This window comes from Pararhizobium sp. DWP1-1-3 (assembly GCF_049896125.1).
In the GTDB taxonomy this organism is placed as follows: Bacteria; Pseudomonadota; Alphaproteobacteria; order Rhizobiales; family Rhizobiaceae; genus Pararhizobium.
The window spans coordinates 150,196-168,923 of sequence record NZ_JAFCTR010000001.1 but is presented as its reverse complement, the minus strand read 5'-3'; the positions used below and the strand labels follow the sequence as shown (position 1 = coordinate 168,923).

Genomic DNA, 18,728 nt, shown 5'->3' with positions numbered 1-18,728 from the left:
CTGGTCTCTCAAAGGAGTACCGGGGCTTTTGCATTTGGCCGTTGAAGGCGTTTAACCGTTGAAGACCACGGAAAAGCTTGTTGCCGGCCGGATCGCGCATATAGGCAGAATACCAGTCCGGACCATATTGCGGACGGGCGCCCGGAGCGCCTTCGCCAGTACCGCCATTGGAGAGCGCCGCGCGGTAGAAGGCCTCGACCTCATCATGCGACTTCACCATGAAGCCGACCATGGTGCCGTTGCCGGGTGTCGCCGGTTCCTTGTTGAACGGTTCGCAGACCCAGAGCAGGAAACCTTCGCCCGTCCCGCCCAGAGTATAGCCGTGCCAGCCCGGATATTTTGCATGCGCGCTCCAGCCGATCGTCGCAAGCACCGCATCGTAGAAGCGCACCGATGCGGCATGATCCAATGTTCCAACAGTTGCATAAGCGGTCATTTTTACCCTCCATTGATCGCCGTAAACTAAGCAGAAAAACAGAACAAATAAAGAACAAAATGATGTGACGCAGATGCAATCGGCCGATCGGTTGGATCTTAAGCCTCAGTGCCCCTGCGCGGACTTTACCTCGGCCCAGGCATCGCGGGTCAGCCGGAAGCACATCCAGTTGAGCGGAGAACCGGAAATATCCAGCACCGCATCATAGGCATGCACCGCGCCGAGTTTGGCAGTCGCCTTTTGCGATCGGATGTTTGTCGGGTCGATATGGAACCAGACATCGTCGACGCTCAGGAAGGCATGGTCGAGCATCAGGCGCTTGATCTCGAAATTGGTTGCCCCGCCCCAATAGGCATTGTTGAGGAAGGTGAAACCGATCGAGACGGCCTGCGGCTGGTCCGGCGCCACGTAATAGCGCGAGCAGCCGATCAGCTTCCCGGTAGCCCGGTCGATGAAGACCAGCGTGCTCTTGCTCGCCATCTGGGCATCGAAATACTGGCGGAAGACCTCCGGCTTGTAGCGTTCCCTGGCCGGATGCCCGGCCCAAACGGCCGGATCGCTGCCGGCCGCATAGAGCCCGTCGAAATCCTCGGGCTTCAAGGGGCGCAGAAGAAGCGTTTCTCCCCTCAATTCCGGCTGAAAGTTCAAAGCGTTTTCCGGCATGGAGCGGGTCATAAAACAGTTCCGGGTGGCAAGGCCAAAAGCTTCCGCTCCCGTTTCAGGAAGATGAAGAAGCGCCAGGTGAGCGAGACGCTGGCGGCGGCAAGGCCGAGCACGAAACCGTACCAGACGCCGACACCACCGAAGCCGAAGTGGAAGGCGAGCAGATAGGCGGCGACGAAGCCGATCGCCCAATAGGAGACCAGCGCCAGAAGCATCGGCACGGTGGTATCCTTCAGGCCGCGCAGCATGCCGGCGGCCAGCGCCTGCACGCCATCGACCAGCTGGAACGCACCGGCAATGACGATCAGCGGACCGGCAAAGGCCAGGACCTGGGCCGCATCCGGCCGGTTGATATCCAGATACATCGCTGCCAGTTCATGCGAAAACACCGCGAAAACGACGCTGCCGATCAGCGCGAAGCCGCAGCCGACGACGAAAACGGCGATCGCCGCCCGCTTGATGCCCTCGGCATCCCGGCGGCCGTGGGCAAGACCGATGCGCACGGTCGCGACCTGCGCCAGCCCGAGCGGCACCATGAAGGCGACGGAAGCGAACTGCAGCGCAATGCCATGGGCGGCAAGCTCGACGGTGCCGATCATGCCCATCAACAGCGAGGCGACGGTGAACAGGCTGACTTCGGCAAGGATGGTGACGGCGATCGGCAGGCCGAGCTTGACGACGTCCTTGAGCACCGGCCAATCGGGCCGCCAGAAACGCACGAAAATCTCGTAGGAACGGGTCTGCGGCAACGCCTGGATATAGATGTAGAGCAGCACGAAGCTCAGCGTATTGACGATGAGCGCCGAAATACCGGCACCAACGATGCCAAGGGCCGGCGCGCCAAAATGACCGTAGATGAAGATGTAGCAAAGAACGGCATTGGTCAGCAGCACGATGATCGTCACGTAGAGGATGATACCGGCGCGCTCGAGCGAGCTCAAGAAACCGCGCAGAACCATGAACAGCAGCGCCGGGAACATGCCCCAGAGCGCGATGTGCAGATAGCTTCCGGCAAGGGCTGCGACTTCCGGCTTCTGCCCCAGCAGCAACAGCACGTGCTCGGCCTGCCACAGCACCGGCGCCATGACGACGCCGTAGCCAAGCACCGCCCACATGCCCATGCGCACGGCACGGCGCACGGCGACGCGGTCGCCCCGGCCTTCGGCCTGCGCCACGATCGGCACGACGGCATTGGCAAAGCCCGACCCGAAAATGAAGATGGTGAAGAACATCTGGGCTGCCAGTACCATCGCCGCAAGCTCGGTCGTGCCGAGACGGCCGACCATCAGCACGTCGGTGGCATGAATGGCGAACTGCGCCAGCTGGGCGCCGACAAAGGGCACGCCAAGCGCGATGGTGGCGCGATAATGCGCCGACCAGGAATTATCGGTGCGGACGCCCGTATCGACTGGGGGTGAAGTCAGCATGGTGAGGATAGGCCTTTGGCTTCGTCGCAAACGGTATGGGCCGCAAGACGGAAGATTGGGAAATAGAACAACCGCTTGAAAAGCACCAGCCAGAACGGCGAAAGTGCTCATTTTTTCATCCAAACATCACAAGATTTGATCGTTTTCCAGGCGCCGGCAACAAGGGCCGGTTCAGGACGCCTGCACCACGCCGGCGTCGGTTTCCGCTGCCGGGGCTATCGGGCGAACCTTCAGAAGGTAGATGGTCACCGCCAGCACGACAAAAATGGCGCCGAGAAGATAGGGCGCGCCGGCAAACATGATGGGTGCCGATGGCGCGGTGAAGATGCTGAAGATCTGTGCGAACATCAGCGGACCGAGGATCGTCGTGAAGCTGGAAATGCTCGACAAGGCCCCCTGCAACTCGCCCTGCGCCGACGGCGGCACCCTGGCCGAGGCGATGCTGCGCAAGGGCGGATCAGCCAGCGCTTCGAGGCACGTAACGATGATGACGGCATAGATCATCCAGCCCTGAAAGGCGAAGGCATAACCGGCAAGGCCGAGCCCGGTGAAAATCAGCCCGACCGCGCCTGCCTTCCATTCGCCCAGAAGCGGAATGGCTTTTGGCAGGACAAAACCCATGACGAGCGCACCGCAAATCCCGAAGATACCGAGCGACAGGCCGATCTGCCCCTCGCTCCAATCGTAGCGATAGGAGGCGACGAACGACCAGACTGCGGGATAGACCGCATGCGCCTGCCAGAACAGGAAGAAGACGAGCAGCACCCAGCCGATGCCGGGATAATTGCGCATCTGCTTTATCGCTCCGAGTGGATTGGCGCGCTTCCATTCGAAACGGCGGCGGTTATGGCTTTCCAGCGTTTCGGGCAGCAGAAACCAGGCCAGCACAAAATTGACGAAGGACAGGGCGGCGGCCCCATAGAAGGGAATGCGCGGGCCGAATTCGCCGAGCAGCCCACCAAGGACAGGACCGAGCGCGAAGCCGGTGCCGAAGGCGATGCCGATCAGCCCAAAATTCTTCGCACGATTGGTGTCATCGCTGACATCGGCAATATAGGCGGCGGCGGTGGAAAAGCTGGCACCGCTGATGCCGGCCAGGACCCGGCCGACGAACAGCATCCAATAGGTTGCCGCAAGCGCACAGATCAGGTTGTCGAGCGCAAAGGTCAGCACAGAGGCGAGCAGGATCGGCCTGCGGCCGAAACGGTCCGACAGATTGCCGATCAGCGGCGCGAAGAGGAACTGCATGCCTGAATAGACCAGCAGCAGCCAGCCGCCATCCACAGCCGCCTCGCTGATCGTATCGCCGGTCAGTTCCTTCAGATAGGCAGGCAGCACCGGTACGATGATGGCGATGCCCATGATATCGAGGAACAGGATGAGGAAAACCAGGAACAGGCCGCGCCGCGCTGACTTCGGATCGATCATCGAACAACCTCACTGGCATCCGGCGGCACTGCGGATACAGAACGCGAACATGACGGGCAAATCGTCTGTATCGGAAAATTTTTACGGAAACAATACGTGAACATTTCAAAGTTCGTGATGATTGCCTCGGGAACATTGATGACATGGGCAGGCTCACACCGCGACCGGTTCTTCAGACAGGAGACAAACGACTTGCCCGACCAGCGCGGTGCTCAGCATCCGCCGGCGGGAAAAGGCTGATCGTTCTGGGCTAATCGCTTGCTGACAAACACGAAGGCCCTGTGTCACATGGGAAGCTCTTCCACACGCGGCGCCTACCGCACGTAAACGATCTTGCCACCATTGAACGCCGTCTGGATGCCGACGACGTTGCGCAGCTGGACGCGTTTTTTTTGCAGGAAAACGCGCAAATAGGCATCCGACCGGATTTCGTCCTGGGCTTTCGCGATGGTCTGTGGCGAGGGGTAGCGATAGGCCCGGGGCACCTGCTGCGTCTGGTCGTCGTCATCGACCTCATCCTTGATGATGATGACGGTGATGCTGACCGTTCCGGAACGCGCGTCCCGGGCGCTGGCGACGCTGCCAAGCGACATGGTCCCGATCAGGACGGCAAACGCGAGCATGATGAGTTTGCGCATTGTTTCTTCCTCAAAAAGGCCGGTGCCCGTTTGGTGCAAGCGCCAGGCGGTTACATCTCGGTGACGCAACGAATAACGGGCGGGACCATGCGATAGTTTCACCCGTGCCAAGCTGTTTGATGCAACCGGACGCCGTTCCCGATCACTTCACATAGACGATCTTGCCGCCGTTGAAGGCGGTCTGGACGCCGTTGACATTGCGTGCCGGAATGCCCCGCCGCTGCAGGGCGGCGCGGATGTTGGGCGTGTTGCGGATTTCCTCCTGCCCCTTGGCATAGGTCTGCGCCGACGGATAGCGATAAGTTCGCGGTACCTGCTGAAAGTCGTCCGGGCCGATATAATCGCGGATGATGATCACCGTGACCCGAGGATTGGTATTGGCGGCCTGGCGGGCCGTCTGCGCATGGGCGGTTCCCGTCGCCAGCCCGGCGCCAAGCGGAGCCAGCAGGGCTGCGGCGAGAACAAACATGACGATCTTCTTCACTGTCTTTCTCCTTCAGGAAACACCGTTGCAACGTCTTCGCCGCAACATGCTGATGTCATCTGGCATAAATGATCTTGCTGCCATCCAGCGCCGTTTGAATGGCAAGGACGTTGTGCGGCCGGATATTGCGGCGCTCCAGAGAGGCCTTGATGACCGGATTGGCGGCAATTTCCGCCTGCGCCCGCGCCCGCGTCTCTGCCGACGGATCGCGGTATATGATCGGTGCGCGATCGCCGCCGCGATCGCCGGACTTGATCATGATGACGGCTATGCCGGGTTCCATGGGATGACCGAACAGAATGGTGCCGACCGTTTCGGCCGCAGATGCAGGCGGCACGGCCGATAGGGCGAGCGCTGCTGCCGCAAATGTCAGGGGGATGATCTTCCGCATACTTGTTCTCCTTCACTGGTCGTCCGGCAGATCCGGCTTTTCGCCAGCTTCCGTCCCGATAGGAGAGATATAGGTTGTCCCATTCCTTTTGCGAACGGCGACATCAAGACGGACGAACTTTTTCGCGCCGGTCATGAAGCAGCGGCGCGTCCGCAAGCGAACGCGCCGCCGTCTGCTCAGATATTGCTGTTGAACGTATCGCAGGCAGACAGCTTGCCGCTGTCGAAGCCGCGCTTGAACCAGGTCGCGCGCTGCGCCGAGGTGCCGTGGTTGAAGCTTTCGGGCACGACATAGCCCTGGGTGCGCTTCTGCAGCGTATCGTCGCCGATCTGGGTGGCGGCGTTCAGCGCCTCTTCAAGGTCGCCCTTCTCCAGAATGCCTTTCTGCTCGGTATACTTGCCCCAGATGCCGGCAAAGCAATCCGCCTGCAGTTCCACCCGGATCGACATCTGGTTGGAATCGGCTTCGCTCATGCGCTGGCGCTGGGCATTCACTTTCGGCAGGATGCCGAGCAGGTTCTGGACGTGGTGGCCAACCTCGTGCGCAATGACATAGGCCTCGGCGAAATCGCCGGACGCGCCGAATTTCTGGGCCAGCTCATCGAAGAAGGCCATGTCGAGATAGACCTTCTGGTCGCCCGGGCAATAGAACGGGCCGCTGGCGGACGAAGCCGAGCCGCAGGCCGAATTGATGCCGTCGCGGAAAAGCACCAGCTTCGGCTCGACATAGGTTTCACCGCTCGCCTGGAAGATGCCGTTCCAGGTGTCTTCGGTCTCGGCCAGCACGGTGGAGACGAACGCCTTGGTTTCCTCCTCCTGCGCCGTGCCCTGTGGCGACTGCGACGGTGACTGGGTCTGCTCATAGCCGGACGGCCCCGTCGACTGGCCGCCATCGAGCACCTGCAAGAGATCGATGCCGACCATCTTGAGGCCGAAATATATTACGACGAGGAAGATGATCGTGCCGATGCTCATGCCGCCGCCGCGACCGCCGCCGCCGGTGGGAAGACGGAAACCGCCACCCCGGCCGAACGGATTGCCGCCCATGCCGCCTCGCACCGGACCCGCTCCGCGCTCGTCCTCGACATTGCCCGATTGGCGCCGGCCCTTCCATTCCATGATTTGGTCTCCTCGTCTCAGCCGCTGCGGCTATCAAGCATTTCAAGACCATATAACGCGCCAGACGGGATTTTGTACAAGACCAAAACGACAAAGTTTTTCACGCGTAAAAATTCAACCCGGCCGTTGGCAGCCGGCGACGGGGCGTGTCACAATGTCCCTCATTGTTTTGGGAGGAACGAGCCTATGAAAGCCATGCGTCTGGAATCGATCGGCAAACTTTTCGTGCGCGAGATCGAGACGCCGGTTCCCGGGCCTGACGACCTGCTGGTACGCGTCGAGGCCTGCGGCATCTGCGGCACCGACCGCCACCTCCTGCACGGCGAGTTTCCCTCGACGCCGCCCGTCACCCTCGGCCACGAATTCTGCGGCATCGTCGAGGCTGTGGGCACGGACGTGAAAGGCTTCAAACTGGGTGCCCGCATCACCGGCGACCCGAATATTTCCTGCGGCCGCTGCCCGCAATGCCAGGCTGGCCGGATCAATCTCTGCCGCAACCTGAAGGCCATCGGCATCAGCCGCGATGGCGGCTTTGCCGATTATGTCATCGTGCCGCAGAAGCAGGCCTTCGAGATCCCGCTCGACATGCCCGCAGCGCACGGCGCCTTCTGCGAACCGCTGGCCTGCTGCCTGCACGGCATCGACATCGCCCGGATCAAGGCTGGCTCCTCCGTCGTCGTGCTCGGTGGCGGCGTCATCGGCCTGCTGACGGTGCAACTGGCACGGCTGGCCGGTGCAACCACGGTCATTCTCTCCACCCGGCAGGAATCCAAACGAAAACTGGCCGAGGAACTGGGGGCGACCGCCAGCGTCGATCCATCCAACGGCGACATTCTTGCGCAGATCGCCGGACCGGACGGACTCGTTCCGGGCGGTGCCGATGTGGTGATCGAATGCGCCGGCGTCGCCGAAACGGTCGAGCAATCGACGCGGCTTGCCAAGGCTGGCGGCACCGTCGTCATTCTCGGCGTGATGGCGCAGGGAGAGACCGTCCGGATCGAGCCGTTCGACATTCTCTTTCGAGAGCTGCGCGTGCTCGGCTCCTTCATCAATCCCTTCACCCACCGCCGCGCCGCCGATCTGGTCGCCTCCGGCGTAATCAATGTGGAAAAGCTGATCTCTCGGACAATCACGCTTTCGGAAGCACCGGAGGTGATCCGCAATCCACCGGCCGCTGGAGAGGTCAAGGTGCTGGTGATGGCAACAGCCGGTTAAGGCCTGAGGGACGATTGGCCCGTCTGACTGCGACAGTTCGCCCTGTTGGGCCGGATTTCGAAAAACCGGGCTGCGAACCGTGCTACAATTGCCGATGGGCAATCGATGTCCGGAAGGAATTTATCCGATGATCTTGAAAGAGATGACCAGCGACGACTGCGTTGACGTCCTCTCGCGGGGCCACATTGCCCATCTTGCCTGCGCCAAGGACAATCGCCCGTACGTGGTGCCGATCCAGTACGCATTCGAATCGCCGAGCCTCTACGGCTTTTCGATGCCGGGGCAGAAAATAGACTGGCTGCGGGCCAACCCGCTGGTCTGCATTCAGGTAGGCGAAATCAAGGACAACGAGGCTTGGCGAAGCGTCGTCGTCGAGGGACGCTATGAGGAATTCCCGGACGACGAGCAATGGCACAACGAGCGGCTCCACGCCTGGTCGCTGCTGGAAAAGCGCAGCAATTGGTGGGAGCCCGGCTCCTGGAAGCCTGGCGCGGCTGCAGCCGAGGCGAGAAACACCACGCCGGTTTTCTTTGCCATTCATATCGACAGCGTCACCGGCCGGCAGTCCGTCGCCGGCGGGAACTGACCCGGACGAAGGCGCCCGCTCAAAGCTGCCAGCGCCCGGCGCGTGATGTGGACGGAGCGCGAGAGAAAAACAGCGAGCTGCTGTCAGCCAGCCGGATTTGGGTGTAAACTGCGCGAATGAGCCAAACCCAGCCCCTGTTTGCGGCGCTGCGCCAATCGGCAAAGCCGGATATCGTCGATGCCATCGAGCGGCTCGTCCATGACGCGCCGGACCGCCAGCTCGGCCGGGTGAACGCGCTGGCGTTCGCCGCCCGAGAGGGATTTGACGAGGAACAGGCGATCAACGGGTTCCTGCATGCCTCGCGGCTTGGACTGTTCGAGATGTCGTGGAACGTCCTTTGTCCCGGATGTGGAGGCGTGCTGGATGCCAACACCTCGCTGAAGACGGTGCAGAGCGACGAATATATCTGTGCGCTCTGTGCCGCCGGCTATGAACCGACACTGGACGAAATGGTCGAAGTGACCTTCACGGTCAATCCGCGCGTGCGCCATATCGAAGCCCATAATCCCCACGAACTGCCGCCGCTGGAATATTTCCGCCAGATCTACTGGGGTTCGGGGATCGACCTGCCCGAGGACGATTACGAGACAAAGGTCGACGAGTTCATTCTCGAAGCGCTCGAATTGCCACCGGGCGAAAAGGCCGTCATCTCGCTGCAGTTGCCGGAGGGGTTCGTGATGGTCTTCGAACCCGTGACACATGCGGCGCAATTCCTCGACGTGAAGGGCGAGCCGACCAGGGAGCGAACCAGCCTTTCGCTGGTTTTCGACCGCGGATTCCAGCACCGCGAAACGCTGGAGCTACGGCCCGGCCCCGTGCGGATCATGGTGGAAAATCATACCGGAGTTCGCACGTTGCCGTCTGTATGCCTGGCAAACGATGCGCTCCACGATCTGCTCGGGCGCCGCCGCCCGTTCCTGACCGCCAAACGCCTGCTCACCAACCAGACGTTCCGCGACATCTACCGCACCGACACGATCGATGTCGATCAGCGGCTGAAGATCACCAGCCTCACCTTTCTCTTCACCGATCTGCGTGGCTCGACCGAGCTTTACGAACGCGTCGGCGATCTGGCAGCATTCGATCTGGTGAAGACCCATTTCAGCATTCTGAACGAGATCGTCGGAGCCGAGGCCGGTGCCGTCGTGAAAACGATCGGCGATGCCGTGATGGCCACCTTCCCGACCCCGGACCGGGCCGTGGCCGCTGCGATGCAAATGCGCGATGCTATGCGCACACTGAACGAAGAGCACGGCAACGAGGATCTGCTCTTGAAGATCGGCATTCATGAGGGACCGTGCATTGCGGTGAGCCTGAACGAGCGGCAGGACTATTTCGGCCAGACCGTGAACATCGCCTCGCGGGCGCAGCATCTCGCCACGTCCCGCGAAATCTTCGCTACGGGCTCCGTCCTTCAGGATTCCCGCGCCTTGCACCTGCTGACACAGCGCGGTGTGACACCGACATCGCACAACGTCGCTCTTCGCGGCATTACCGACCAGATCGACATTTTTACGATTCCGTGAGCCATTCGCCTGCCGGCTTGCGAACTCGCGGCGAAACGAACGTTTCGACTCCCGGTATGGCAGGTAAAACCGCGAACTTTCCTGTCGATTCCCGCATTTTCGGGGTTTCGCTTGGCGCCACATTTCCCTATAAGCCGCTTCTAGCCTGAAAAGACCAAGCCTGCGCGCCCCGACCGGTGATCTCCCACCCTGGCCGGTTTTTTGCGCAGCCGGAAAAAGCGGATAGAGACCATGCCAAAGCGCCAAGACATCAAATCGATCCTCATCATCGGTGCGGGGCCGATCGTCATTGGACAGGCCTGCGAGTTCGACTATTCCGGCACACAGGCCTGCAAGGCGCTGCGAGAGGAAGGTTACCGGGTCATTCTGGTCAACTCCAATCCGGCCACCATCATGACCGACCCGGACATGGCGGATGCGACCTATGTCGAGCCGATCACCCCGGAAGTGGTCGCCAAGATCATTGCCAAGGAACGCCCCGACGCGCTTCTACCGACCATGGGCGGCCAGACCGCGCTGAACACGGCATTGTCCCTGAAGCGCATGGGCGTTCTCGACCGCTACAATGTCGAGATGATTGGCGCCAAGCCCGAAGCCATCGACATGGCCGAAGACCGCGCGCTGTTTCGCGAAGCGATGTCCCGCATCGGGCTGGAAACTCCAAAATCGCTGCTGGCCAATGCCACCGAGATCAAGGATGTCGATCGCAAGCTGCATGTCACTGAGCGCGACAAGCTGAAGGCTCAGCTTTCCGGCGCCGACCTCGACAAGGCGCTCGACGATCTGGAAAACACCTGGAACCTCGGCGAGACCGACCGCAAGCAGCGCTACATGAGCCATGCCATGGCGATCGGCGCCCAGGCGCTCGACACCATTGGTTTGCCGGCCATCATCCGACCGTCCTTCACCATGGGCGGCACCGGCGGCGGCATTGCCTATAACCGCTCGGAATTCTTCGAGATCATCGGTTCCGGCCTCGACGCCTCGCCGACCACCGAAGTGCTGATCGAAGAATCGGTGCTCGGCTGGAAGGAATACGAGATGGAAGTGGTCCGCGACACGGCGGACAACTGCATCATCATCTGCTCGATCGAAAACATCGACCCGATGGGCGTGCACACCGGTGACTCGATCACGGTTGCCCCTGCCCTGACGCTGACTGACAAAGAATACCAGATCATGCGCAACGCCTCGATCGCGGTCCTGCGCGAGATCGGCGTCGAAACCGGCGGCTCGAACGTGCAGTTCGCCGTCAACCCGAAGGACGGCCGCTTGGTCGTCATCGAGATGAACCCGCGCGTGTCGCGCTCGTCTGCTCTCGCGTCGAAGGCCACCGGCTTCCCGATCGCCAAGATCGCCGCCAAGCTCGCGGTCGGTTACACGCTCGACGAACTCGACAACGACATTACCGGCGGTGCGACGCCTGCCTCGTTCGAACCGTCGATCGATTATGTCGTCACCAAGATCCCGCGCTTTGCCTTTGAAAAATTCCCCGGCGCCGGCACGACGCTGACGACGGCGATGAAATCCGTCGGCGAAGTCATGGCGATCGGCCGCACCTTTGCCGAATCGCTGCAGAAGGCGCTGCGCGGCCTCGAAACCGGCCTCACCGGTCTCGACGAGATCGAAATCCCCGGCCTCGAGGAAACCGGCGACAACCACAACGCCATCCGCGCTGCCATCGGCACGCCGACGCCGGACCGGCTGCGCATGGTTGCCCAGGCGCTGCGCATGGGCATGTCGGAAGCAGATGTTCACGACGGCTCGAAGATCGATCCGTGGTTCATCGCCCAGTTCAAGGCGATCGTCGACATGGAAGCCCGGGTGCGCGAGCACGGCCTGCCGGATGACGCCGAAAACCTGCGCATGCTGAAGGCCATGGGCTTTTCCGACGCACGGCTCGCGACGCTCTCCAAGAGCCGCCCGAAGGAAGTTGCCGAGCTGCGCAACCGGCTGAACGTTCGCCCGGTCTACAAGCGCATCGATACCTGCGCTGCCGAATTCGCCTCGCCGACCGCCTACATGTACTCGACCTACGAGACGCCGTTTGATGGGCAAGCGCGCTCAGAAGCGCAGATTTCCGACCGCAAGAAGGTCGTCATCCTCGGCGGCGGTCCGAACCGCATCGGCCAGGGCATCGAGTTCGACTATTGCTGCTGCCATGCCGCCTTCGCGCTGAAGGATGCCGGCTACGAAGCGATCATGATCAACTGCAACCCGGAAACAGTATCGACCGACTACGACACCTCCGACCGGCTGTATTTCGAGCCGCTGACGGCCGAAGACGTGATCGAAATCCTGCGGGCCGAACAGGAAAACGGCGTGCTGCACGGCGTCATCGTCCAGTTCGGCGGCCAGACGCCGCTGAAGCTTGCCGAAGCGCTGGAAAAGAACGGCATCCCGATTCTCGGCACAGCGCCGGACATGATCGATCTGGCCGAGGACCGCGACCGGTTCCAGAAGCTTCTGATGAAGCTCGACCTCAACCAGCCGAACAACGGCATCGCCTACTCGGTCGAGCAGGCCCGCCTCGTGGCAAGCGAAATCGGCTTCCCGCTGGTCGTGCGCCCGTCCTATGTTCTGGGTGGCCGCGCCATGCAGATCATCCATTCGGAATCGATGCTGCAGACCTACCTGCTCGACACCGTTCCGGGCCTCGTGCCGGAAGACATCAAGCAGCGCTACCCGAATGACAAGACCGGCCAGATCAATACCCTGCTCGGCAAGAACCCGCTGCTGTTCGACAGCTACCTGACCAATGCGGTCGAGGTCGACGTCGATGCGCTGTCGGATGGCGAGACGGTCTTCGTCTCGGGCATCATGGAGCATATCGAGGAAGCCGGCATTCACTCGGGCGATAGCGCCTGCTCGCTGCCGGTCTACACGCTGTCGGACGAGATCGTCGATGAACTGGAGCGCCAGACCAAGGCGATGGCCAAGGCCTTGAAGGTCGGCGGCCTGATGAACGTGCAGTTCGCCATCAAGGACGGCACGATCTACGTGCTCGAAGTCAATCCGCGCGCCTCGCGCACGGTGCCGTTCGTGGCAAAAACCATCGGCGCGCCGATCGCCAAGATCGCCGCCCGCATCATGGCCGGCGAAAAGCTCGACGACGCGATTGCCGCCTATGGCAAGAAGCCGGATCCGCGCAAGCTGAACCATATCGCCGTCAAGGAAGCCGTGTTCCCGTTCGCCCGCTTCCCCGGCGTCGACATCCTGCTGGGCCCGGAAATGCGCTCGACCGGCGAAGTCATCGGCCTCGACACAGATTTCGCGCTGGCCTTCGCCAAGGCACAGCTCGGCGCCGGCGTCGATCTGCCGCGCGAAGGCACGGTGTTCGTGTCGGTGCGCGACGAGGACAAGGAACGCGTCCTGCCCGCCATCCGTCACCTGACCGAAATCGGTTTCAAGGTGCTGGCGACCGGCGGCACGGCCCGCTTCCTCGGCGAAAACGGCATCACCGCCACCAAGATCAACAAGGTCCAGGAAGGCCGTCCGCATATCGAGGACGCCATCCGCAACCGGCAGGTTCACCTCGTCATCAACACGACGGACAGTAACAAGGCGATCTCGGACTCGAAGTCGCTGCGCCGCGCGACGCTGATGCAGAAGGTGCCGTATTACACCACGATGGCGGGTGCCGAAGCGGCCGCCCGGGCGATCAAGGCCTTGAAGGCCGGAAGCCTGGAAGTGCGCACGCTGCAGAGCTATTTCTGAGGCGAGGTGCACAAACCCATCCACTTTTCCGCACATGCTTTGACAGTGATGCGGGAGCGTGGGCTTGATGCAGGATGGTGGAAACTGTCGCACTCGCTCCCCTTTGGACGGCGCCGGATCCGGGAGATCCGGCGGTGGAACGACGTTTCGGCGTGGTCGCTCAGCGCGAGGGACGAATTATGCGCGTTGCTTGCGTTGAAGACGACTTTGAAATCCGTATAATATCGGCATTTCTCGACCGTGGAGCCAGCAAGCCAGCATGAAACCCGTGATCGAATATGATGCGGCGGCAAACGCGGCCTACATCCGTTTTTCCAGCGAGACCATTCTGGAAAGCGAGGAAATTTCCACCGGCATCGTCCTGGACTACGACGCACACGGCCATATCGTCGGCATGGAAGTGCTTGACGCCCGCCAGCATCTGTCACCAAAGACGTTGAACGAAGCAGCCTGACGGCGCCCAGACAGGGCGCCGCTCTTTCGTTCTTCAAAATCAAACCGTTTGCTGGGCACGCGCCAGCCCGGCCGTCCGTATCGCGAAGAAGACCGACACGGCGGCGATGACGCAGCCGCTGCCGAAGACCAGCAGCATGGCGTGGCGCATGGTTTCAACGGACGCGGCCGTGCCAAACCCCATGACATTGGCCACTAGGCCGAAGACCGCAGCGCCGATCGCGTAGCCGCCCGATTGCAGGGTTGGCAGCATGGCCGATGTGCGGTCGCGCTCGTCGTCGGTGGAGACGTCCATCATCAGCTGGCTGAGCGTTCCCCAGGAGATGCCGAAGCCGGCGCCGATCATCGCCTGTCCCGGCAGCACCAGCCACAGTATGTCTAGAGCGATGGCGATCACCACCGCGCCAAGCCCGATCAGCAGCAGCACCGGGCCAAGCAGCATGATCCGGTTGCGCAATGCCAGTGACCGCAGGCTGGCGACGCCGATGGCAGACAGGCTCCAGGATATCGCCATGAGGGCGCTGAGCGCACCGGCTGCGGTCGGCCCGAGATGCCAGAGATGCTGCAGGCTGTAGACGAGGAAGACCGAGCCGGCCGCCTGCGCCAGCGGCATCAAAAGGATCACCCACAATCCCGTGCCGAGCGCCTTGCGGACGGTAAAGGCCGCCCTTGGCAGGACTGGATTGGGCGAGCGCCGGTCGAGGTGAACGACGGTAACCAGAACCACCGCCGCGCCGGTCAGCAGGGCAGCCATCGGCAGGGTGCCACCGGCAATACCGGACAGCGAAATCATCAGGATGCCTGCCCCGGCCGCAATCAGGCGCGCGAAAGGAATGCTTGACGCCTGCTCCGAGCCGGAGACGCCACGCGGGACGATGGCGAGAACGAGGATGATGAAAATCGCCGCAGCCGGAATGCTGACGAAGAAGGCGGCGCGCCAGGAGAAATGCTCGGTCAATCCACCCGCAACCAGCGGTCCGGAAAACGCCGCCATGGCCCAGACGATCGCTTCGGCGCCAAACACTTTCGGCACAAGACGCGAGGGGAAAAGCTCGGGGATCAGCGCATAGCAGAGCGCTGCCACCACGCCCTCGCCCGCTCCCTGCAGCAGCCGTCCGGCCAAGACTTGGGACATATCGGTGGCGAAGGTCGCAAGGATGGTGCCGGCGATGAAGACGACGGCGGCGGCAAGCAGCGTGTTCCTGGCGCCGAACCGCTGCTTGAGATTGGCAGAGACAAGGCCGCCGATGATCGCAAACACCAGATAGAGGGTGAAGGCCCAGGACAGAAGGGACGCGCCGCCGAGCTCCTCGACGGCCGTCGGCAAGGCCGTGGAGATGAAGAACTCGTTGAAGGCGAACAGGGCGACGCCGAGGCAGAGCGTTATCGTCGATACGAGATAACGCGGCCGCATCAGCTCGCCCCATCCTCCGGCCAATTCTGTGCCCCCTGCCGATCCTGGGGCTGCGCCGTTCAACGGCTCTTCCGTGAAAGGGATATTCTCTGTCGTCATGCTTCCGTCTCCAGTCAGAAAGCGTGACTGTTACAACCTCAAGCGCTGTTGAGGTAAAGCCCTATTTTTCGATCGCCAGCGATTTTTCACGCCGTCAGGCGATCTCTGTCACCTGGCTTGACGACGCCCTGAAAAGATCACGGCCAATACTGCGCGCGGTCTCCAGATGCACCGAAACCTCTGCGGCCTCCGATCCGAGCAGGAGTTCGGATGCCACCACCGGTGCGCCACAATAGTCAAAAATACCGTGGTCGATCTGGGTCTTCATGGCGGCGTCGTAACCACGTCGCGCATAGGTTCTCGCGTCGGCACCACCGATACCCACGAGATGCACATTCAGGTGACCCAGCTTCTTGACGATTTTGCCGCCCTGGCTGTCGTCATAGGCCCAGCCGTTGGAAAAGACCCGATCGATCCATCCCTTGAGAAGCCCCGGCATCGACCACCAGTAGACGGGATACACAAGCACAAGAGCATCGGCCCGATCGATCCGTGCCTGTTCGGCGGCAACATCTGACGGAATGGGCGACTCCCGGCGGTGAGTAGCGAGATCGGCTAGCTTGAAACCGGGATCAAAACCTTCGGCCGAAAGATCGGCGATTTCGAAGGAATGCGCTTCACCTGGCTGGGCTATCCCCCCGGCGAGATGCCGCGCGACGCTATGGGTGAGTGAACCCTGATCGGGATGGGCGACAACGATGAGTGCGTGCATGTCGAAAACTCCTGCCTGGCCATTGCGGATGAGAGCCGCAGCCTATATACTTTTAGTAAGTTACTTTTAGTAAGTTACTTTTAGTATATAGCGATGTCAAGCATGGAAAACACCGATCAAATCCCGTCCACCCGCCGCCGCCTGTCGCGCGAGGAACGGTTTCGGCAACTGCTGGATGTCGCATGGCGGGTGGTCCGCACGGAGGGGACGGAGGCGCTGACGCTGGGTTATCTTGCCGAACAGGCAGGCGTGACGAAGCCGGTCGTCTACGATCACTTCAATACGCGGCCGGGATTGCTGGCCGTGCTCTACCGGGAATACGACACGCGCCAGACGGCGCTGATGGACAAGGCGCTCGGGGACAGCGAGCCGACCCTTGCCGGCAAGGCAGGGGTGATTGCCTCCTCCTATATCGAATGCGTGCTTCAGCAGGGCCGTGAAATTCCCGGCGTCAGCGCAGCTTTGGCCGGCTCGCCGGAACTGGAAAAGATCAAGCGCGACTATGAGACGGCCTTCACACATAAATGCCGGACGGCACTCGCTCCCTTTGCCGGCGCCGGCACGATCGCGTCAGCCGGTCTCTGGGGAATGCTCGGGGCCGCCGAAGCCCTGTCCTATGCCGCCGTGACCGGCGACATCACCGCCGGTCAGGCCGAAGGAGAACTTTACCAGACCATTCTGTCGATGGTTGGCCGCAACAGCAAACCATAGCCTGCGTCGCTCAATATCCGCCGATGATCGGCAGCACTTCGCCGGTGATGTAGCTGGAGCATTGCGGCGATGCCAGGAAAACGTAGGCCGGGGCAATTTCTTCCGGCTGCGCGGGACGCTTCATCGGCGTATCGGCACCGAAGGTGGCGACATCGTCTGCCTCCTTGTCGGAAGGATTGAGCGGCGTCCACACGGGACCGGGAGCGACGGCGTTGACGCGGATGCCTTTATCGATGAGTTGGCCGGACAGTGCCTTGGTAAAGGCATGAATGCCGCCCTTGGTCATCGAGTAATCGACCAGCTGCTTGCTGCCCTGAATGCCGGTCACCGACCCGGTATTGACGATCGCACTGCCCTCTTTCATGTGCGGCACAGCCGCCTGCGCCATGAAGAAATAGCCGTAGAGATTGGTCTTCAGCGTCTCGTCGAAATGCTCTTCCGTCAGGTCAAGCAGATCAGCGGTGTGAACCTGGAAAGCCGCGTTGTTGACGAGGACATCGAGCTTTCCAAAAACTTCGACGACTGCGGCAACCGCCTTTTGGCAGAAGGCCCGGTCTTTTACGTCCCCGGAAAAGGTCATGGCCTTGCGCCCTTCGGCCTCGATCGCCTTGACCGTATCGTCGGCATCCTTGCCTTCGGCCAGGTGAAGGATCGCCACGTCGGCCCCTTCGCGGGCAAACAGCACCGCCACCGCCCGGCCGATGCCGCTGTCGCCTCCGGTGATCAATGCCACCTTGCCTTCGAGTTTGCCGGAGCCCTTGTAATAGGGCGCTTCATAAAGCGGTGCGGGGTCGAGCTTATGTTCGGCACCCGGCTTGGGTTGATGCTGTCTGGGAAACGGCGGCACCGGATAAACCCGCGCACCGGCTTGCATGGCTTTCGGCTTGGAAGGCTTTTTCTCCTTGTTCTTGGCATCGGCATTGGCGACCTCGTCTTGGATATCGCGCTGCTTTTCCGCCGTGCGGGCGGCTGTATCGAGCCGTTCGGCCATGGTTTCTCTCCTTAATTGTTCTAGGAAATCTGCGTTGGATTGGCCGTGCCAACCAAAACGATGCCCTCCACGACACCACGCGGGCCGGCTGCTGCAATGCCCAGATGGTCCAGCATCTCGACAACGGCATAGAGCCGCTCGTTGCAAAAGGCGCTGGCGTCGCGGCTGGCATTGACGTCGGTGGGGGATGCATCGATCTGGGTAACATCGCAGTCCGCTTCCCCCGCCGCAACGCGGGCGTCGGCCGCCGAGAATGCACGAACGATGATCTCACCCGGATTTTCGGCGCCGTCCCAAGTGGGGTCACCGGCCTTTGCAACGGGAACCAGCCGGTAAAGCTTCAGTCTGTCCTGTGGGCGACGGTTTTCCTGCATCATTAAGTCTCGCTTTCCGGCGCGGTGGCGGTGCGCGCCTGTTCCTGACGTTCAACGGCCTGCACCCGCAAAAGCGCGGCGGCGACAATCGATTCGATCTCGTCGTCAGCGATCCGCTGGGTTGCAAAATTGCCGTTGGGCTCCACTCCTGGATCTTCCTCGTGATCGGAAACGGTTTCGGCATCGCGCCGCAAACGCTCCAGAAATGCCCTGCCCTCGACGCCGCCTGCAAGGAACGCAGTCAGGGCGAGCAAGAGCTTTCGATGGGCATTGAGCCGCCCTTCAAGCTGTTCGGGTGATAGGTTCTGCATGGTCTCGTCCTCGTCTTGAGGAACCAACGGGCGC

The 18,728-nt window shown here is 61.6% G+C and carries 18 protein-coding genes and 1 pseudogene; 6 read left to right on the top strand and 13 right to left on the bottom strand.

Features of this window, described 5'->3' with window-relative positions:
• Positions 1–51 precede the first annotated feature (51 nt).
• The 8 genes and pseudogenes from ACP7BS_RS00795 to ypfJ form a co-directional block, all read right to left on the bottom strand.
• A pseudogene (locus ACP7BS_RS00795) lies at positions 52–436 on the bottom strand (VOC family protein).
• Positions 437–541: 105 nt separating this feature from the next.
• Positions 542–1,111 carry a GNAT family N-acetyltransferase gene (locus tag ACP7BS_RS00790; protein ID WP_426235329.1) on the bottom strand — a complete coding sequence of 190 codons (570 nt, stop codon included), beginning with the start codon at positions 1,109–1,111 and terminating at the stop codon, positions 542–544.
• Positions 1,108–2,526 carry an MATE family efflux transporter gene (locus tag ACP7BS_RS00785; protein ID WP_426235327.1) on the bottom strand — a complete coding sequence of 473 codons (1,419 nt, stop codon included), beginning with the start codon at positions 2,524–2,526 and terminating at the stop codon, positions 1,108–1,110. Before ACP7BS_RS00785 ends, ACP7BS_RS00790 begins: the two co-directional genes overlap by 4 nt.
• 171 nt (positions 2,527–2,697) lie before the next feature.
• Entirely contained in the window at positions 2,698–3,954 is a 1,257-nt protein-coding gene (locus tag ACP7BS_RS00780) for a TCR/Tet family MFS transporter (protein WP_426235325.1), read from the bottom strand.
• A gap of 314 nt (positions 3,955–4,268) precedes the next feature.
• Entirely contained in the window at positions 4,269–4,592 is a 324-nt protein-coding gene (locus ACP7BS_RS00775) for a hypothetical protein (protein WP_426235323.1), read from the bottom strand.
• Between the two features lie 142 nt (positions 4,593–4,734).
• Positions 4,735–5,076 (bottom strand): hypothetical protein, encoded by a 342-nt coding sequence (locus tag ACP7BS_RS00770; RefSeq protein WP_426227331.1) that lies wholly within the window; start codon positions 5,074–5,076, stop codon positions 4,735–4,737.
• 55 nt (positions 5,077–5,131) lie between these two features.
• Positions 5,132–5,467 carry a hypothetical protein gene (locus ACP7BS_RS00765; protein WP_426235321.1) on the bottom strand — a complete coding sequence of 112 codons (336 nt, stop codon included), beginning with the start codon at positions 5,465–5,467 and terminating at the stop codon, positions 5,132–5,134.
• A gap of 176 nt (positions 5,468–5,643) precedes the next feature.
• Positions 5,644–6,585 carry a KPN_02809 family neutral zinc metallopeptidase gene (ypfJ, locus tag ACP7BS_RS00760; RefSeq protein ID WP_426227329.1) on the bottom strand — a complete coding sequence of 314 codons (942 nt, stop codon included), beginning with the start codon at positions 6,583–6,585 and terminating at the stop codon, positions 5,644–5,646.
• A gap of 186 nt (positions 6,586–6,771) precedes the next feature.
• Here ypfJ and ACP7BS_RS00755 point away from each other — a divergent pair, with 186 nt between their 5' ends.
• From ACP7BS_RS00755 to ACP7BS_RS00735, 5 genes are all read left to right on the top strand, one after another.
• Positions 6,772–7,800 carry a zinc-dependent alcohol dehydrogenase family protein gene (locus ACP7BS_RS00755; RefSeq protein WP_426235319.1) on the top strand — a complete coding sequence of 343 codons (1,029 nt, stop codon included), beginning with the start codon at positions 6,772–6,774 and terminating at the stop codon, positions 7,798–7,800.
• Positions 7,801–7,927: 127 nt separating this feature from the next.
• Positions 7,928–8,386, top strand: a complete 459-nt coding sequence (locus tag ACP7BS_RS00750; RefSeq protein ID WP_426235317.1) for a pyridoxamine 5'-phosphate oxidase family protein — start codon at positions 7,928–7,930, stop codon at positions 8,384–8,386.
• Positions 8,387–8,502: 116 nt separating this feature from the next.
• Positions 8,503–9,912, top strand: a complete 1,410-nt coding sequence (locus ACP7BS_RS00745) for an adenylate/guanylate cyclase domain-containing protein (protein ID WP_426235315.1) — start codon at positions 8,503–8,505, stop codon at positions 9,910–9,912.
• A 231-nt stretch (positions 9,913–10,143) separates the two neighbouring features.
• The gene (gene carB, locus ACP7BS_RS00740) at positions 10,144–13,629 is read left to right on the top strand and encodes a carbamoyl-phosphate synthase large subunit (protein ID WP_426235313.1); all 3,486 of its coding nucleotides are present in this window, start codon (positions 10,144–10,146) and stop codon (positions 13,627–13,629) included.
• Between the two features lie 259 nt (positions 13,630–13,888).
• Complete coding sequence (locus ACP7BS_RS00735; RefSeq protein WP_426235311.1) at positions 13,889–14,083, top strand: DUF2283 domain-containing protein; 195 nt, start codon at positions 13,889–13,891, stop codon at positions 14,081–14,083.
• 39 nt (positions 14,084–14,122) lie between these two features.
• Here the strand turns inward: ACP7BS_RS00735 and ACP7BS_RS00730 are convergent, their stop codons facing one another.
• Complete coding sequence (locus ACP7BS_RS00730; protein ID WP_426235310.1) at positions 14,123–15,595, bottom strand: MFS transporter; 1,473 nt, start codon at positions 15,593–15,595, stop codon at positions 14,123–14,125.
• 94 nt (positions 15,596–15,689) lie between these two features.
• On the bottom strand, positions 15,690–16,307 hold the full coding sequence (locus ACP7BS_RS00725; RefSeq protein ID WP_426235308.1) for an NAD(P)H-dependent oxidoreductase: 618 nt from the start codon (positions 16,305–16,307) through the stop codon (positions 15,690–15,692).
• 93 nt (positions 16,308–16,400) lie between these two features.
• Here ACP7BS_RS00725 and ACP7BS_RS00720 point away from each other — a divergent pair, with 93 nt between their 5' ends.
• Positions 16,401–17,018 carry a TetR/AcrR family transcriptional regulator gene (locus ACP7BS_RS00720; protein WP_426235306.1) on the top strand — a complete coding sequence of 206 codons (618 nt, stop codon included), beginning with the start codon at positions 16,401–16,403 and terminating at the stop codon, positions 17,016–17,018.
• A gap of 10 nt (positions 17,019–17,028) precedes the next feature.
• Here ACP7BS_RS00720 and ACP7BS_RS00715 read toward each other — a convergent pair whose 3' ends face one another.
• The 3 genes from ACP7BS_RS00715 to ACP7BS_RS00705 are packed head-to-tail and all read right to left on the bottom strand — an operon-like array spanning position 17,029 to position 18,694.
• Positions 17,029–18,009 (bottom strand): SDR family oxidoreductase, encoded by a 981-nt coding sequence (locus ACP7BS_RS00715; RefSeq protein ID WP_426235304.1) that lies wholly within the window; start codon positions 18,007–18,009, stop codon positions 17,029–17,031.
• Between the two features lie 20 nt (positions 18,010–18,029).
• Positions 18,030–18,386, bottom strand: coding sequence for a hypothetical protein (locus ACP7BS_RS00710; protein WP_426235302.1), 357 nt, complete (start codon positions 18,384–18,386; stop codon positions 18,030–18,032).
• Entirely contained in the window at positions 18,386–18,694 is a 309-nt protein-coding gene (locus ACP7BS_RS00705) for a hypothetical protein (protein ID WP_426235300.1), read from the bottom strand. The genes ACP7BS_RS00710 and ACP7BS_RS00705 overlap by 1 nt, the downstream gene beginning before the upstream one ends.
• Positions 18,695–18,728 lie beyond the last annotated feature (34 nt).

Coding starts and splice junctions, on each gene's coding strand:
- ACP7BS_RS00735 (WP_426235311.1), top strand. CDS start 13,889: ATGAAACCCGTGATCGAATATGATGCGGCGGCAAACGCGGCCTACATC.
- ACP7BS_RS00780 (WP_426235325.1), bottom strand. CDS start 3,954: ATGATCGATCCGAAGTCAGCGCGGCGCGGCCTGTTCCTGGTTTTCCTC.
- ACP7BS_RS00705 (WP_426235300.1), bottom strand. CDS start 18,694: ATGCAGAACCTATCACCCGAACAGCTTGAAGGGCGGCTCAATGCCCAT.
- ACP7BS_RS00715 (WP_426235304.1), bottom strand. CDS start 18,009: ATGGCCGAACGGCTCGATACAGCCGCCCGCACGGCGGAAAAGCAGCGC.
- ACP7BS_RS00710 (WP_426235302.1), bottom strand. CDS start 18,386: ATGATGCAGGAAAACCGTCGCCCACAGGACAGACTGAAGCTTTACCGG.
- ACP7BS_RS00745 (WP_426235315.1), top strand. CDS start 8,503: ATGAGCCAAACCCAGCCCCTGTTTGCGGCGCTGCGCCAATCGGCAAAG.
- ACP7BS_RS00765 (WP_426235321.1), bottom strand. CDS start 5,467: ATGCGGAAGATCATCCCCCTGACATTTGCGGCAGCAGCGCTCGCCCTA.
- ACP7BS_RS00790 (WP_426235329.1), bottom strand. CDS start 1,111: ATGACCCGCTCCATGCCGGAAAACGCTTTGAACTTTCAGCCGGAATTG.
- ACP7BS_RS00725 (WP_426235308.1), bottom strand. CDS start 16,307: ATGCACGCACTCATCGTTGTCGCCCATCCCGATCAGGGTTCACTCACC.
- ACP7BS_RS00755 (WP_426235319.1), top strand. CDS start 6,772: ATGAAAGCCATGCGTCTGGAATCGATCGGCAAACTTTTCGTGCGCGAG.
- ACP7BS_RS00730 (WP_426235310.1), bottom strand. CDS start 15,595: ATGACGACAGAGAATATCCCTTTCACGGAAGAGCCGTTGAACGGCGCA.
- ACP7BS_RS00720 (WP_426235306.1), top strand. CDS start 16,401: ATGTCAAGCATGGAAAACACCGATCAAATCCCGTCCACCCGCCGCCGC.
- ACP7BS_RS00785 (WP_426235327.1), bottom strand. CDS start 2,526: ATGCTGACTTCACCCCCAGTCGATACGGGCGTCCGCACCGATAATTCC.
- ACP7BS_RS00775 (WP_426235323.1), bottom strand. CDS start 4,592: ATGCGCAAACTCATCATGCTCGCGTTTGCCGTCCTGATCGGGACCATG.
- ypfJ (WP_426227329.1), bottom strand. CDS start 6,585: ATGGAATGGAAGGGCCGGCGCCAATCGGGCAATGTCGAGGACGAGCGC.
- ACP7BS_RS00750 (WP_426235317.1), top strand. CDS start 7,928: ATGATCTTGAAAGAGATGACCAGCGACGACTGCGTTGACGTCCTCTCG.
- carB (WP_426235313.1), top strand. CDS start 10,144: ATGCCAAAGCGCCAAGACATCAAATCGATCCTCATCATCGGTGCGGGG.